This window comes from Streptomyces kebangsaanensis, assembly GCF_001906585.1.
GTDB lineage: Bacteria > Actinomycetota > Actinomycetes > Streptomycetales > Streptomycetaceae > Streptomyces > Streptomyces kebangsaanensis.
On sequence record NZ_JUJA01000167.1, the window covers coordinates 102,423 to 115,928 of the forward strand.

Annotated in this window: 12 protein-coding genes; 3 read left to right on the forward strand and 9 right to left on the reverse strand. The window is 72.0% G+C overall.

Annotated elements, in window-relative coordinates; genetic code table 11:
* From RH94_RS45650 to RH94_RS35255, 3 genes are all read left to right on the forward strand, one after another.
* Window positions 1-260 (forward strand): sigma factor-like helix-turn-helix DNA-binding protein (locus tag RH94_RS45650; protein ID WP_267893419.1); only part of this gene is annotated, 260 nt, incomplete at its 5' end.
* On the forward strand, window positions 257-1,144 hold the full coding sequence (locus tag RH94_RS35250) for a hypothetical protein (protein WP_073952369.1): 888 nt from the start codon (window positions 257-259) through the stop codon (window positions 1,142-1,144). The genes RH94_RS45650 and RH94_RS35250, both read left to right, overlap by 4 nt.
* A gap of 84 nt (window positions 1,145-1,228) precedes the next feature.
* A complete protein-coding gene (locus RH94_RS35255) occupies window positions 1,229-2,059 on the forward strand; it encodes a pectate lyase (RefSeq protein WP_073952370.1) in 831 nt (276 codons plus the stop codon).
* 38 nt (window positions 2,060-2,097) lie between these two features.
* Here the strand turns inward: RH94_RS35255 and RH94_RS35260 are convergent, their stop codons facing one another.
* The 9 genes from RH94_RS35260 to araD form a co-directional block, all read right to left on the reverse strand.
* Window positions 2,098-3,180 carry a pectinesterase family protein gene (locus RH94_RS35260; protein ID WP_073952371.1) on the reverse strand — a complete coding sequence of 361 codons (1,083 nt, stop codon included), beginning with the start codon at window positions 3,178-3,180 and terminating at the stop codon, window positions 2,098-2,100.
* 88 nt (window positions 3,181-3,268) lie between these two features.
* Window positions 3,269-4,594: a pectate lyase family protein gene (locus RH94_RS35265; protein ID WP_073952372.1), complete on the reverse strand. Its 1,326-nt coding sequence runs from the start codon at window positions 4,592-4,594 to the stop codon at window positions 3,269-3,271.
* 157 nt (window positions 4,595-4,751) lie between these two features.
* Window positions 4,752-6,092 carry an ABC transporter substrate-binding protein gene (locus tag RH94_RS35270; protein WP_073952373.1) on the reverse strand — a complete coding sequence of 447 codons (1,341 nt, stop codon included), beginning with the start codon at window positions 6,090-6,092 and terminating at the stop codon, window positions 4,752-4,754.
* A 148-nt stretch (window positions 6,093-6,240) separates the two neighbouring features.
* The gene (locus RH94_RS35275; protein ID WP_073952374.1) at window positions 6,241-7,770 is read right to left on the reverse strand and encodes a glycoside hydrolase family 43 protein; all 1,530 of its coding nucleotides are present in this window, start codon (window positions 7,768-7,770) and stop codon (window positions 6,241-6,243) included.
* Window positions 7,767-8,612, reverse strand: coding sequence for a DUF6807 domain-containing protein (locus tag RH94_RS35280; protein WP_073952375.1), 846 nt, complete (start codon window positions 8,610-8,612; stop codon window positions 7,767-7,769). The genes RH94_RS35275 and RH94_RS35280 overlap by 4 nt, the downstream gene beginning before the upstream one ends.
* Window positions 8,609-9,760: a Gfo/Idh/MocA family protein gene (locus RH94_RS35285; protein WP_073952376.1), complete on the reverse strand. Its 1,152-nt coding sequence runs from the start codon at window positions 9,758-9,760 to the stop codon at window positions 8,609-8,611. Before RH94_RS35285 ends, RH94_RS35280 begins: the two co-directional genes overlap by 4 nt.
* Window positions 9,757-10,641, reverse strand: coding sequence for a carbohydrate ABC transporter permease (locus RH94_RS35290; protein ID WP_073952377.1), 885 nt, complete (start codon window positions 10,639-10,641; stop codon window positions 9,757-9,759). Before RH94_RS35290 ends, RH94_RS35285 begins: the two co-directional genes overlap by 4 nt.
* Window positions 10,638-11,570 carry a carbohydrate ABC transporter permease gene (locus RH94_RS35295; protein ID WP_073952378.1) on the reverse strand — a complete coding sequence of 311 codons (933 nt, stop codon included), beginning with the start codon at window positions 11,568-11,570 and terminating at the stop codon, window positions 10,638-10,640. The genes RH94_RS35290 and RH94_RS35295 overlap by 4 nt, the downstream gene beginning before the upstream one ends.
* 133 nt (window positions 11,571-11,703) lie before the next feature.
* Window positions 11,704-13,446 (reverse strand): L-arabinonate dehydratase, encoded by a 1,743-nt coding sequence (gene araD / locus RH94_RS35300; protein WP_073952379.1) that lies wholly within the window; start codon window positions 13,444-13,446, stop codon window positions 11,704-11,706.
* Window positions 13,447-13,506 lie beyond the last annotated feature (60 nt).

Consider the following 13,506-nt stretch of genomic DNA (forward strand, 5'->3'; position numbering starts at 1 on the left):
GGCTGCCGTTCCGCAAGCGGGTCTGTGTGGTGCTGCGGCACGCCTTCGACCTGTCCGAGAAGGACACCGCGCAGGCCCTGGGGGTGAGCGTGGGTACGGTGAAGAGCCAGACGTCGAAGGGGATGGCCGAGTTGCAGCGGCTGCTCGGCACGCGGGACGCTCCGCACAGGGTGCGCGCGGCGGTGGGGGCACCTCCCCGCTCGAACGCGGCCGAGGGCTTGGGGCAGCGGGCCGGGAACGCCGGAGGAAGGGACCGATGACCATGCGGCAGGACGTGCGCGAGGAGCTGCGCGCCCGGCTGCACGAGGCGGCCGGTGCGCACGAGCCCGACCGCGCGCGCATCCTGGCGCGGATCGAGCGCGGCATGGCCGGCCGGGCCCGCCCCGGCCGCCGGCTCACGCGCCCGGCCGCGTGGGGCTGGCTGCGGGTGGCGGGTGCCACCGCCGCGGTCGCCGGGGTGCTGGCGGCCGGCGGCTACGCGGTGGCCTCCGCGGTGAAGGACGATCCCGGGCCGGACCGGCAGACGGTGGCCTCCTCCGGCACGCCCACGCCCACGCCGTCGCCGGACGCGACCAGCCGGGCGCCCGTCCCGCCGGCCGGCCCCACGCCGGGCTCCGACGCCGGCCAGGGCTCCGCGACGCCCCGTACGTCCCCTTCCCGGACCTCCGGGGGGACGGCCTCCGCCACCGCGCGGCCGCCCGCCGGCACCGGCGCCCCCGAGCAGGACGGTCCGCTGTGGTCGGACGGCTCGGTGGACCCGCACAGCAACGACTTCTGGGCCCAGAGCAACGTGACCCTGAAGACCTCCGTCCGGCTCACCGCGCTCACGGTCCGGCTGAAGGTCGCCCAGACCGGCGGGGTGTCCTCCACCGGCGCCTGGCGGTCGCTGCCCGAGGACGACTTCACGCTCACCGTCGAGGAGAGGGACGGCTTCCTCGTCTACACCTGGGCGCTCAAGCCGGGCCGCACCGTCCCGGCGGGGCAGTGGGTGTTCGCCGGCCAGTACGACCACGCCCGCGGCGGCCGGGACGCGCGGCACGACAGCTACTCGATGACGGCCACCGCACAGGACGAACCGCGCTCCGTCGCCGGTGACTTCGCGGTGCACGGCGGCAACGACTCGACAGCGGACGGAGGTTCGTAGAAAAAGTTCGGCGGACACGGCAACCCTTTCCACGCCGGCGGCGACCAGGAGACGCAAGTAACCGCTCGCACGCAAGGAATGAGCATGACCGCAAGAGCCGAACAGCGCGTCCGCCACCGCCGCCGGATCACCCGGCGCCGCACGGTGATCGGTGGGGCCGCCGCTCTCGGGATCACCGGCGCGACGCTCGTCACCACGACGATGCTGTCCTCCGCCGGCGCCGCCACGTCCTGGCCGACGGCCACGGGCAGCAAGGCGGTCTCGTCGACGATCGAGGTGTCGGGCACCTACGACGGCGAGCTGAAGAAGTTCTACGGCAAGGGCGCCCTCGGCACGGACGGCCAGTCCGAGAACCAGAGTCCGATCTTCAAGCTGAAGGACGGCGCCACGCTGAAGAACGTCATCATCGGCACCCCGGCCGCGGACGGCGTCCACTGCATGGGCAGCTGCACGCTGCAGAACGTGTGGTGGCTGGACGTCGGCGAGGACGCGGCCACCTTCAAGGGCACCTCGTCGTCGGCGCAGTACAAGGTGATCGGCGGCGGCGCGAAGAAGGCCGACGACAAGGTGCTGCAGTTCAACGGTGCGGGCACGCTGACCGTGAGCGGCTTCCAGGTGGAGGACTTCGGCAAGCTGGTGCGCTCCTGCGGCAACTGCAGGACGCAGTACAAGCGGACGATCGTCCTCAAGGACATCGACGTGACCGCGCCCGGCAAGGTGATCGCCGGCATCAATTCCAACTACGGCGACACCGCCACGCTGTCGAAGATCCGCATCCACGGCGACAGCAAGAAGAAGATCAGGACCTGCGTCCGCTTCAAGGGCAACGACACCGGCAAGGAGCCCACCGAGGCCGGCTCGGGCCCGGACGGCGCGAACTGCAGGTTCTCCGACTCGGACATCACCTACGAGTGAGGTGCTCCCCCGCCCGGCCGGCCGGGCGGGGGCCTTCGTCACGGCGTCCAGTCGCCGAGGTGGTCCCGGCGGGTCGCCGAGGCGGCCTGGGCACGGGTGAGCTGGGGGCGGTCGGCGGGGACGGTGATCCGCGCGCCGGGGCCGGTGTTGCGGTACTCGGCGAAGCGCTGCTCCTGCCACGGATAGGCGCTCGACATGTCGGTGTAGGGCGCGACCGCGTCGATGCCGGGGCCGAGCCAGGTGTCCCGGACGGTCAGCATCGGGCGGGCGGTCGTGTCCGAGCTGGGCACCCAGGGGCGGGCGAGCTTGTAGAAGCCGTCGGGGGCCTCGCTGCCGATCCGGCCGCGGACGACCAGGAAGCCGCGCGGGTTGGCGCCCGCGGTGGAGGGCGCGAAGACGAAGCCGTACGGTGCCGACGCCAGGTCGGCGCGGTTCAGGGTGCGGAAGCGGCAGTCCTCGAACACCGCCGTCGCCCGGCCGAAGACGAAGTCGACGTCGCCCTCGACGTGGCAGTGGGCGTAGTACTGGCGGGCGAAGGAGGTCAGGGCCCTGGAGTCGGCGTACAGGGTGTCCTGGTGGCCGAGGAAGCGGCAGTGCCGGAACGCCGAGCGGTCGCCCTGCACCTTGACGGCGACGGCCTGGGTGCCGCTGACGCCGGGGTGGTCGGCGCGCAGCCAGTCGTTGGCGAAGGTGACCCGGTGGGCGGTGAAGCCGTCCGCCTGGAGGGTGGTCGTGGCCGATCCGCTGGTGCCGAGGGTGCCGCCGTCGGGCTTGGGGGTGCCGGCCGCGTTGTCGTACACGATCACCACGTCACGGGCGTCACCCGTGGCGCCGATCCAGGTCATGCCGGTCCGGCTCGCGTCCACGGCGACCGTCTCCCGGTAGGTGCCGGGCGAGAGGACCAGGGTCCAGCCGTCACCGGTGGTGGCGTTCACCGCGGCCTGTACGCCGGTGAAGTCGCCGCGGCCGTGCGGGTCGACGTACAGGGTCTTCGGGGTGCGGCGGGCGGCCGGTGAGCCGTGGCGGCCGAACGGGTGCGGCCGGGTGGCGGCCCGCGCGGGCGTGGCCGTGAGGCCGAGCGCGGCTCCGGCCAGCAGAACTCCCCTTCTGGACAGGGGCATGCGGGTGCTCCTTCACGGTGCGGCAGGGGTCGGCGGGGTGGCCGCGGGCCGGGGCGGAGGGCGCGCCCCGGCCCGCTCGGAGGGGACGTCAGCGCAGGCGGCCGGCGCCCGCCTGGTGGTCGACGATCCCGGGGACGGCCCTCGGGTGGTCGATCCGGGTGCGCAGGACCGGGGTCCAGCCCGCGCCCGGCTGCAGGATCTCGCCGGGGACCTGGGCGTTGTGGACGGCGATCAGGTCGGTCCGCCTGCCGTTGACGTAGTTGTCGGCGGCGGTGAGCGGCGCCTCCTTCCACTTCTTGAGGATCCTGCCCGCGGCGACCGAGCGCGGCAGGGTGAACGCGTTGTGCTCGGCGACGAGCTGGGACTCCATGCCGATGCCGTAGCTGTAGCCGTAGTCGGCGTTCGCGACGAAGTGGTTGTTGTAGGAGTCGACCTGCCCAAAGCGGACGCGCGGGGCGCGCTCAATCAGGTTCCTGAACAGGTTGTGGTGCAGGGTGACCTTCAGGTGGCCGCGGTCGATCGCGGCGGTGGAGGCGCTGTCGCTGTTGCCGATGAGGATGGTCTTGTCGTGCTCCTCGAACACGTTCCAGGAGACCGTCACGTAGTCGGCGCCCTTGACGATGTCCAGCTGGCCGTCGTGCTGCTCGTAGATCCGGCCGTAGTGGTGCGGCAGGGTGCTGTTGGGGTGGTCGCCGTCGGTGAAGGTGTTGTGGTCGATCCACACGTGGGTGGAGCCGGTGATCACCGCGCTGTCGTACTCGGAGTTCCAGTTGCCGTCGGCGGTGTCGGTGGGGTCCCACTGCGGGAAGCAGTCCAGCGGGCTCTCCAGGGTGAGGTTGCGGACGATGACGTTGTCCACGTTCTTGATCTGGAGGCTGGCGCCCTTGAGGCCCGCGCCCTTGCCGACGCCCACGACGGTGGTGTTGGCGGGGACGTTCGCCTTGATGTACTTGTCCTGCTGGGCGGCGGAGGCGCGGCGCAGGCCCTCGGGGCTGTCGTCGGGCTCCGCGTCCAGGTCGCGGTCGCGGCCCCAGGTCTCGGGGGCGTAGGTCTTCAGGTAGGTGTCGAAGTCGTAGCCGGGCACCTCGAAGGCGGAGCAGCCCGGGCCGTCGGCGTCGATCGTGCCCTTGACCTTGATGATCTTCGGTGCGCTGCCGCCGGCGGCGAGGGCGGCCTTGAAGCCCTCCCAGGTGGTGACGGTGTAGGTGTGCGCGGCGTCGGCCTTCGCGCCGCCGGTGGTGCCGGTGCCGTACGAGCCCCAGCCGTCCTTGGCGCCGAGCACCTGGCGGGCGGTGTCGGGGGTGTGGGGCGCGGGGGCCGCGGTGGCGGTGCCTGTGACGGTGACGGCGAGCACCAGGGCGGTGCAGCCCACGGCCGCCGCCATGACGCGCCCATGACATTTCTGCGTACGCATGGTTGCGGTACCTCTTTCAACAGGGGGTGGGGCAAGTTTCAACAGGGGGTGGGACAAGAAGGGGCGCGGGGAACCGCGCGCCCGGCCACGGACGACCCTCGGCCCGGAGGCGGCCTCCGGGCCGCGGACCGTCCGCATTCCGGCTCAACCGGCGGAGCTATCCGCGGTTCTGCTTCCACTCGGCCTGCGCCTTGTTCAGCTGGTCGGCCAGCGTGTCCAGGAACTGCTTGGCGGTCATCTTGCCGAGCAGCACCTTCTGGTAGTTCGGCTCGTTGTCGGCCTTGGAGATCGTGTTCCAGTCGGGCAGGTAGTACGGCAGCTGCACGATCTTCGTGTTCTCTCCGTTGAGCGCCTGCGCGGCCAGCTTGGTCGGCTCGGCCTGCTGGATCCAGTCGTCCTGGGCCGCGTCGACGTTGACGGGCACCTGCCCGGCGGACTCGTTGAACTTGGAGTTCTCCGCGGCCGAGGCGGCGAACTCGATGAACTTCCAGGCGGCCGCCTTGTTCTTGCTCGCCTTGAACAGGCCGAGACCGTCGACCGGGTTGGACACCTGCACCCGGGTGCCGTCGTCCAGCGTGGGGTTCGGCAGGCCCCGGAACTTGTCCTTGCCCAGCGCGTTCAGGTGGTCCTGGTAGGAGCCGAGGTTGTGGCTCAGCATGCCGATGGTGCCGCTGTCCCACTGGGCGACCATCTTGGTGAAGTCGTTGTTGACGTCGGCGGACGGGGTGTTCTTCTTGTAGAGCGCGACGTACTTCTCCAGCGCCGCCACGTTCTTGGGGTCGTTGACGGTGGTCTTGTCGCCGTTCCAGAACGAGGTGATGCCGGTCTGCCCGTACACCGCGTCCAGGGCCGGCGCGATGGAGCCCTCGCCGCCGCGGATGGTGAAGCCGAACTGGTTCTTGCCCGTGTCGGTGAGCTTGTCGGCGGCCTTGTAGAACGCGGCCCAGGTGGTCGGCTCGTCCAGGCCGGCCTTCTTGAACAGGTCGGTGCGGTACCACAGCGTGCCGTTGTTCACGGAGGTCGGCACGTGGTACAGGACGTCGCCGCCGCCCGCGGCCTTGCTGGTGCCGAGCACGTTCTGGCTCAGCTTGCCGTTCAGCGAACTCTTCTCCAGCCGGCCGTCCAGCGGCTCCAGCGCGCCCTGGGCCGCGATCTCGGCGAGCATCGCGGTGCCCACGCCGCCCACGTCGGGCAGGCCGCCGCCCTGGATGGCGGTGTCGTACTTGGACTGGGCGCTGGCGGCCGGGATGCCGACGTACTTGACCTTGATGTCCGGGTTCTTCGCCTCGAAGTCGGCGATGATCTGCTTCCAGATGTCGGTGCGCACACCGCCGTTGTTGTCCCAGAAGGTGATCTCGCCCTTGCCCGAGCCCTCGGACCCCTTGCTCTTCCCCGAGCCGCTGCCGTCGTCACCGCACGCGGTGGCGGTCAGCGCGAGCACGGAACCCAGGGCGACGGCCAGGGCGGCACGCCTGCTTCTGCGGATGTTGATCTTCATTGATCGGCTCTCTTCTTCTGGATCCAACTCGGAAGGTGACGGTGTGGGGGGCGAGGACGAGGCGGCCGCCGTGGGCGCACATCCGGGGTAAGCGCTTGCTACGAGGATGTGCCACTGTGGCTCCCCGTGGGCCTTGGGACGGAACGGGTTACAGAACTGTGATGCGGAACCGGGTGAAGTCGGCGGCTCCGGCGTCGCCCCGGCCGGCCGGGGCGACGGCGAACAGGCCGAGCAGGGCGCCGACCCAGCGCCACGGGGTGGCGGCGAAGACCTGGCCGGAGGGCCGGAAGCCGTCGCCGACGTCGGCGAGGAACCGGCAGCGGGCGCCGGCACCGGCCTCGACACGCAGCCGGGCCCGCCCGTCGGGCGCGAGCCGGGGGTGGCCGGCGTCCCGCTCGGACGCGGCGGCGGCCTCCGCGAACCGGTGCACGAGGTGGACCTGCCCGTCCGTGCCCCGCTGCAGCCCGATCCAGCCGTAGGCGTCCCCGAGGACGGCGAGCCCGGCCCGCGCGCCCGGGGCCCCGGCGTGCAGGGCGAGGTCGACCTCGACGGCCACCGGCCTGCCGGGCAGCCGCTGGGTGAGCACGTTCGGCAGCTTCCGCAGGTCGTGCGCGTCGGCCGAGCGGACGCAGACCGGCCGCAGCCCGTCGCCGGAGTGCCGGGCGGCCCACCCCTCTTGGGGATTGGCCGTCCACTGCCACTGCCGGCCGAAGCGTCCGCCGGGGAAGTCGTCGTCGGTGGCGGGGGCGGCGGGCGGCTGCGGCGGCAGGGCGGGCCTGCGGTGCACGGCGACGGGAGCGCCCTCGTCGCCCAGCACCGGCCAGCGGTCCGCGCCCCAGCGCATCGGCTGCAGGTGCACCACACGGCCGTACGCGCCGCGCTGCTGGAAGTGCAGGAACCAGTCCTCGCCGGACGGGGTGCGCACCCAGCCGCCCTGGTGGGGGCCGTTGACACCGGTTCCCTTCTGCTCCAGGACGACCTTCTCCTCGTAGGGGCCGAAGAACTCCCGTGCGCGGAAGGCACCCTGCCAGCCCGTCTCCACTCCCCCGGCGGGCGCCAGGATCCAGAACCAGCCGTCGTGCCGGTACAGCTTGGGCCCCTCCAGGGTGAACCAGCCCGGGATGCGGTCCCCGTCGACGATCACCTCGCCCTCGTCCAGCAGCCCGGTCCCGTCGGGGCGCATCCGGTGGCCGGTCAGCCGGTTGTTGACGCCGGCCCGCGACCTGGCCCAGGCGTGCACCAGGTACGCCTCGCCGGTCTCCTCGTCCCACAGCGGGCACGGGTCGATCAGGCCCTTGCCCTCCTCGACCAGGTGCGGACGGGTCCACGGGCCGCGGATCTCCGGGGCGTTGACCTGGAAGACACCCTGGTCGGGGTCGCCCCAGAAGATCCAGAACCGGTCGTCGTGGTGGCGCAGCGACGGCGCCCAGACCCCGCGGTCGTGCCGCGGCACGGCGAACTCCTCGGCCGGTTCGAGGCGTTCGAGGGCGTGTCCGACCAGGGTCCAGTTGACCAGGTCGCACGAGTGCAGCAGCGGCAGGCCGGGGACGCGGCCGAAGCTGGAGGCGGTCAGGTAGAAGTCGTCGCCGACGCGGACGACGTCGGGGTCGGACCAGTCGGCGTCGAGGACCGGGTTGCGGTAGGTGCCGTCGTCGGGGCCGACGGCCGGCGGGCTCATGGGATCACCGCCTTGCGCGCCAGCACCCCCGCCTCGTCCCGGCCCAGCCGTCCGTCGGCGACGACGGTGACGACGCGGCGTACGACGCTCTCGCCCGGCGCGACCGCGAGCCGGTCCTCAACCGCCAGGGACGAGCCCACCCCGGGGTACTCCTCGGCGCGCACGAACCAGGCGTCGCGGCGGGTGGTGCCGGTGGCCCCGGCGAACACCAGCGTCCAGGTGCTGCCGGCCAGCGCCAGCCAGTCGGCCCGGGTGCCGTGGACCTCCGCCTCGCCGTCCCGGTCGGCGGTGAACACCCGCGGGGGCCGCTCCTCCTTGCGGGCCCGCCAGAAGAAACCGCCGTAGGCCGCGCCGGGGCGCCCGTTGGTGGCGGGGCTGCCGATCGACAGCGGCTCCCGGGTGACGTTGGTCAGGGCGAAGGTGAAGTCCAGCGCCCAGGCGGTCCCGGTGAGCCCGGTGGCGGCCACGGTACGGCGCTCGCGCAGCAGTTCGCGGCCCTCGGCGACCCAGCGCAGCTCCTCCACGAACCCGTCGGGGTCGCGCAGCTGGAACCCGGTGTGCCGCTGGGCGCCGTGGTTGTCCAGCTCGGTCGGGCCCCGGTCGCGCACGAAGGTGCGCCCGCCCCAGAAGTTGTGCCCCTCGACGTCGGGAACGGCGACACCGACGCCGAGGTGGTGCGCGTGGTCGGCGGGGCTCAGCTCGGTGACCGCTGTGCCGGCCAGGGTGGTGACGGGGTGCAGGTAGGGGCGCGGGGAGAGCCGGCCGGGCAGCTCGGGCCGGGTGACGTACCGGGCGACCGGGCGGCCGGCGACGCGCAGCACCGGGGAGTCGTTCGAGGTCATCCGAGGGTCGCCTCCTTCGGCGGGGCCCAGGCGGCGCCCAGCTCGGAGTAGAGGGAGAAGGTGTCGGCGGCGGCCGCGACGAGCCCGTCGACGCCGGGCACGATCCGGCGCCCCTCGCCGTCCTCCCGCCGCCAGGCCGTCCTCGGCAGCGGGCGGGGGTCGGGGGCGGTGCGGATCGCCTCGACGACCCGCATGAAGGCGCCCGTGGCCGCGGGCGGCACCAGCAGTCCGGCGCCGGTGGTGAGGTGGGCGACCAGGTTCTCCAGCAGGTCGGTGCGGCCGTACTCGAACTCCTCGGGGCCGTGGCCGGCGCGTTGCAGCAGCATGCGGTCCTGCTTGTACCAGAGGGTGATCCGGCCGCTGCTGCCCTGCACCAGGACGTACGGCTCGTCGGCCCGCTCCGCGCACAGCGTCGCGGCGACGACGGCCGGGCCGCGGGGGGTGGTGACGCGGACGCAGGAGGTGTCGTCGGCCTCGATGTCGTTGGCCCGCCACAGCTCGGTCTCGACGCCGGTGACGTCCTCGGCGCCGGTGGTGCCGAGCAGGGCGAGCGCGGTGGCGACGGCGTGCGCGAGCGGGTTGGTGAGCACCCCGTCGACCACGTCGACGCCGTCCAGGCGCCGCCGGCCCGCCCAGGGCGCCCGCGTGTAGTACGCCTCGTCGCGCACCCAGGCGCCGGCCCCGCCGACCCCGGTGACCGTGCCGATCGCGCCCTCGGCGATCAGCTTCCGGATCGCGGGCATCGCGTGCGAGCCCAGCGACTGGAAGCCGATCTGGCAGGCGACGCCGGCCTTCGCGACCCCGTCGGCCATGCGGCGGAACTCGGCGTAGGAGGGGGCGGGCGGCTTCTCCAGCAGCAGGTGTACGCCCCGCTCGGCGGCGGTGAGCGCCAGGTCGGTGTGGGTCGGGATGGGCGTGCAGATCACGGCGATCCGCGCGCCGGTGGCGTCCAGGAGGGCGCCGAAGTCGGCGGACTGCTCGGGGGTGCCCAGCCCCTCGGGGACCTCGTCCTCGGTGAGCGGGGTCAGCTCGCAGATCCCGGCGAGCCGCACCAGGCCCGTGCCCTGCAGCCGGCGGATGTTCTCCAGGTGCCAGCGGCCGTGGCCGCGGGCGCCGGCCAGCACGACGGGGAACGGTGTCGTCGTCATCCCTTCACCGCCCCCGCGCTGAAGCCGGTGATCAGCCACTTCTGGATGAAGGCGAACACGATCACCACGGGTACGGCGGCGACGATGCCGCCCGCGGCCAGGGCGCCCAGGTCGACGCTGTCGGCGTTCATCAGGGTGTTGAGGCCGACGGGGATGGTCTGCTTGCTCTGGTCGGAGAGGAACATCAGGGCGAACAGGAAGTGGTTCCAGGCGTGCACGAAGGCGAAGGAGCCGACGGCGATCAGGCCGGGCCGCAGCATCGGCAGAACGACGATCCGGAAGGCGGCGAAGCGGCTGCAGCCGTCCACCCAGGCGGCCTCCTCCAGGGAGGGCGGCACGTTCTTGATGAAGCCGCTGATCAGGATCATCGACAGCGGCAGCTGGAAGACGGTCTCGGCGATGATGACGCTGGCGAGCGAGTTGATCATCGACAGTTCGGCGAAGATCTGGAAGAGCGGCACCAGCAGCAGCGCGCCGGGCACGAACTGCGAGCACAGCAGGGCCAGCATGAAGCCGCGCTTGAGCCGGAAGTCGAACCGGGCGAGCGCGTAGCCGCCGGCCAGGGCGACGACCGTGGTGAGGACCAGGGTCGCGATGCCGACGAGCACGCTGTTGTAGAAGTAGAGGCCGAAGCTCCGCTCGGTCCACACCTTCTCGAAGTGGTCGAACGTCATCGGCCAGGGCACGAGCGAGGTGGAGCCGGCCGGGCGCAGGGCGAACAGCAGGATCCAGTAGAAGGGGATCAGGGTGAACAGCAGGTAGACGGAGAGCGGCAGGTAGATCTGCCAGCGCGGAACCTCGTCCCAGGCGCGGCGCCCGCCGCGCGGCCGGACCGGCTCGGACACCACGCGCCGGGGCGCGGGGGCGATCTCGGTGATCACTTCTCACCTCCGAACTTGCTCAGCCGCAGATAGACCATCGAGAAGAAGAGCAGGACGACGAACGCCACCGTGGTCAGGGCGGACGCGTAGCCGAAGTTGTGGGCGTCGACGCTGGTGTTGGCGACGTAGAGCGGCAGTGTGGTGGTCACGCCGGCCGGTCCGCCGTTGGTCAGGGTGTAGAGCAGGTCGACGTTGTTGAACTCCCACACCGCGCGCAGCAGCGTGGACAGGACGATGGCGTCCTTCAGGTGGGGCAGGGTGATGTGCCAGAACTGCTTGAGGCGGCTCGCCCCGTCGACCTCGGCGGCCTCGTACAGGTCCTTCGAGACGGACTGCAGGTCGGCGAGGATGAGGATGGCGAAGAAGGGCACTCCGCGCCACAGGTCGGCGACCACCGCCGCCGGGAAGACCGTGGAGGTGTCCGACAGCCAGCTGGTGCCGTAGGAGCCGATGCCCAGGTCGGCGAGGTAACGGGTGATGCCTGTCTGGGAGTTGTAGAGCAACACCCAGATGGCGGAGGTCAGCACGCCGGAGACCGCCCACGGGGAGAACACCAGCGCCCGGCCGAGTCCGCGGCCCACGAAGGTCTGGTTGACGATCAGGGCGAGGGCCAGTCCGAAGAGCAGTTGCAGCCCGACCTCGACGACGACCCACTTCGCGCTGAAGAGCAGCGTGTCCCAGAACTGGGGGTCCTGGGTGAAGGCGTGGACGAAGTTGTCGAAGCCGGCGTATCCGTTCCGCCACGGCTTGGTGGGGTTGTAGTGCTGCAGGCTGTAGTAGAAGACGCTGAGCACCGGGTAGGCGATGAAGCCCAGCATGAGCAGGGCGGCCGGGGCGATCAGCAGGTACGGGAGCCTGCGCGGCGTGGCGGAGGCACGGCGCCGCCGGGGTGGCGCGGGCGGTTTCGCCACGGCTGCGGCTTGGGCCATGACTCTTTCTCCGTTCGCAGTGGGACGCTCTGTAGGAAGCGCTTTCTAGATAGGCGTGGGGCAAGCGCTTCGGCGTAGGGGGGCAGAGGGGTGGGGCAGTTGGTCTGTGCCGGTTCCGGGCAGGGTCCGGCCGTCACCCGGCGTACGGGTCGGGCACCTTCCCCGGCCGGGCCAGGAACTCGAAGTCGCAGCCGGTGTCGGCCTGGGTGATCTGATCGGAGTACAGGGCGCCGTAGCCGCGCTCGTACCGCGCGGGCGGCGGCGACCACTGGGCCCTGCGGCGCTCCAGCTCCTCGTCGTCCACGTGGAGCTGGAGGGTGCGGGCCTCGACGTCGAGGGTGATCGGGTCGCCGGTGCGCACCAGCGCGAGCGGGCCGCCGACGTACGACTCGGGGGCGACGTGCAGCACGCAGGCGCCGTAACTCGTGCCGCTCATCCGGGCGTCGGAGATCCGCACCATGTCCCGCACGCCCTGCTTGAGCAGGTGGTCGGGGAGCGGCAGCATGCCGTACTCGGGCATTCCGGGGCCGCCCTTGGGGCCGGCGCCCCGCAGCACGAGGACGCTGTCGGCGGTGATGTTCAGCGACGGGTCGTTGATGGTGCGCTGCATCGTCCTGTAGTCGTCGAAGACGACCGCGGGGCCGGTGTGCTTGAGCAGGTGCGGCTCGGCGGCGATGTGCTTGATGACGGCGCCGTCCGGGCAGAGGTTGCCGCGCAGGACCGCCACCCCGCCCTCGGACGCGACCGGGTTGTCGCGGGGGCGGATCACGTCGTCGTCGTGCACCTGGGCACCGGCGATCTGCTCGCGCAGGGTGTCGTACGACACCGTGGGCCGGTCCAGGTGGAGCAGGTCCGGGATGCGGGAGAGGAAGCCGGGCAGGCCGCCGGCGAAGTGGAAGTCCTCCATGAGGTACTTCTCGCCGCCGGGACGGACGTCGGCGAGGACCGGCACCGTGCGGGCGATGCGGTCGAAGTCGTCGAGGGTGAGCCTCACCCCCGCGCGGCCCGCCATGGCGATCAGGTGGATCACGGCGTTGGTGGAGCCGCCGAGGCCGAGGACCGTGGTGACGGCGTCCTCGAAGGCCTCGCGGGTGAGGATGTCGCTCAACCTGCGGTCCTTGTGGACCAGTTCGACGATCGTCAGGCCCGCCCTGGCCGCCATCCGGTCGTGTCCGGAGTCCACGGCGGGGATGCTGGAGGCGCCGGGGACGGTCACGCCGAGGGCTTCGGCGGCGGCGGTCAGCGTGGAGGCCGTGCCCATGGTCATGCAGTGGCCGGGCGAGCGGGCCAGACCGCTCTCCAGCTCGGCCATCTCGCAGTCGCCGATGAGACCGGCGCGCTTGTCGTCCCAGTACTTCCACATGTCGGTGCCGGAGCCCAGGACCTCGTTGCGCCAGTGGCCGGGCAGCATGGGCCCGGCGGGCACGAAGACCGTGGGCAGGTCGGCGCTGGCGGCGCCCATGAGGAGGGCGGGCGTGGACTTGTCGCAGCCGCCCATCAGCACGGCACCGTCGACCGGGTAGGAGCGCAGCAGTTCCTCGGTCTCCATGGCGAGCATGTTGCGGTACAGCATCGGGGTCGGCTTCTGGAAGGTCTCGCTGAGGGTGGAGACCGGGAACTCCAGCGGGAAGCCGCCCGCCTGCCACACCCCGCGCTTGACCGCCTGGGCGCGGTCGCGCAGGTGGACGTGGCAGGGGTTGATGTCGGACCAGGTGTTGAGGATCGCGACGACCGGCTTGCCCAGGTGCTCCTCGGGCAGGTAGCCGAGCTGGCGGGTGCGGGCGCGGTGGCTGAAGGAGCGCAGGCCGTCGGTGCCGTACCACTGGTGGCTGCGCAGCTCCTCGGGGCGCTTCCCGGGCGCGTTCATATCGACCATCCGGCGACGAGGGCGGCGACCTCGGCGCGCTCGCTCTCGGGCAGCGGCTTGCTCGGCGGG

Coding starts and splice junctions, on each gene's coding strand:
- RH94_RS35260 (WP_073952371.1), bottom strand. CDS start 3,180: ATGCCCCTGTCCAGAAGGGGAGTTCTGCTGGCCGGAGCCGCGCTCGGC.
- RH94_RS35265 (WP_073952372.1), bottom strand. CDS start 4,594: ATGCGTACGCAGAAATGTCATGGGCGCGTCATGGCGGCGGCCGTGGGC.
- RH94_RS35255 (WP_073952370.1), top strand. CDS start 1,229: ATGACCGCAAGAGCCGAACAGCGCGTCCGCCACCGCCGCCGGATCACC.
- RH94_RS35285 (WP_073952376.1), bottom strand. CDS start 9,760: ATGACGACGACACCGTTCCCCGTCGTGCTGGCCGGCGCCCGCGGCCAC.
- RH94_RS35250 (WP_073952369.1), top strand. CDS start 257: ATGACCATGCGGCAGGACGTGCGCGAGGAGCTGCGCGCCCGGCTGCAC.
- araD (WP_073952379.1), bottom strand. CDS start 13,446: ATGGTCGATATGAACGCGCCCGGGAAGCGCCCCGAGGAGCTGCGCAGC.
- RH94_RS35295 (WP_073952378.1), bottom strand. CDS start 11,570: ATGGCCCAAGCCGCAGCCGTGGCGAAACCGCCCGCGCCACCCCGGCGG.
- RH94_RS35275 (WP_073952374.1), bottom strand. CDS start 7,770: ATGAGCCCGCCGGCCGTCGGCCCCGACGACGGCACCTACCGCAACCCG.
- RH94_RS35280 (WP_073952375.1), bottom strand. CDS start 8,612: ATGACCTCGAACGACTCCCCGGTGCTGCGCGTCGCCGGCCGCCCGGTC.
- RH94_RS35270 (WP_073952373.1), bottom strand. CDS start 6,092: ATGAAGATCAACATCCGCAGAAGCAGGCGTGCCGCCCTGGCCGTCGCC.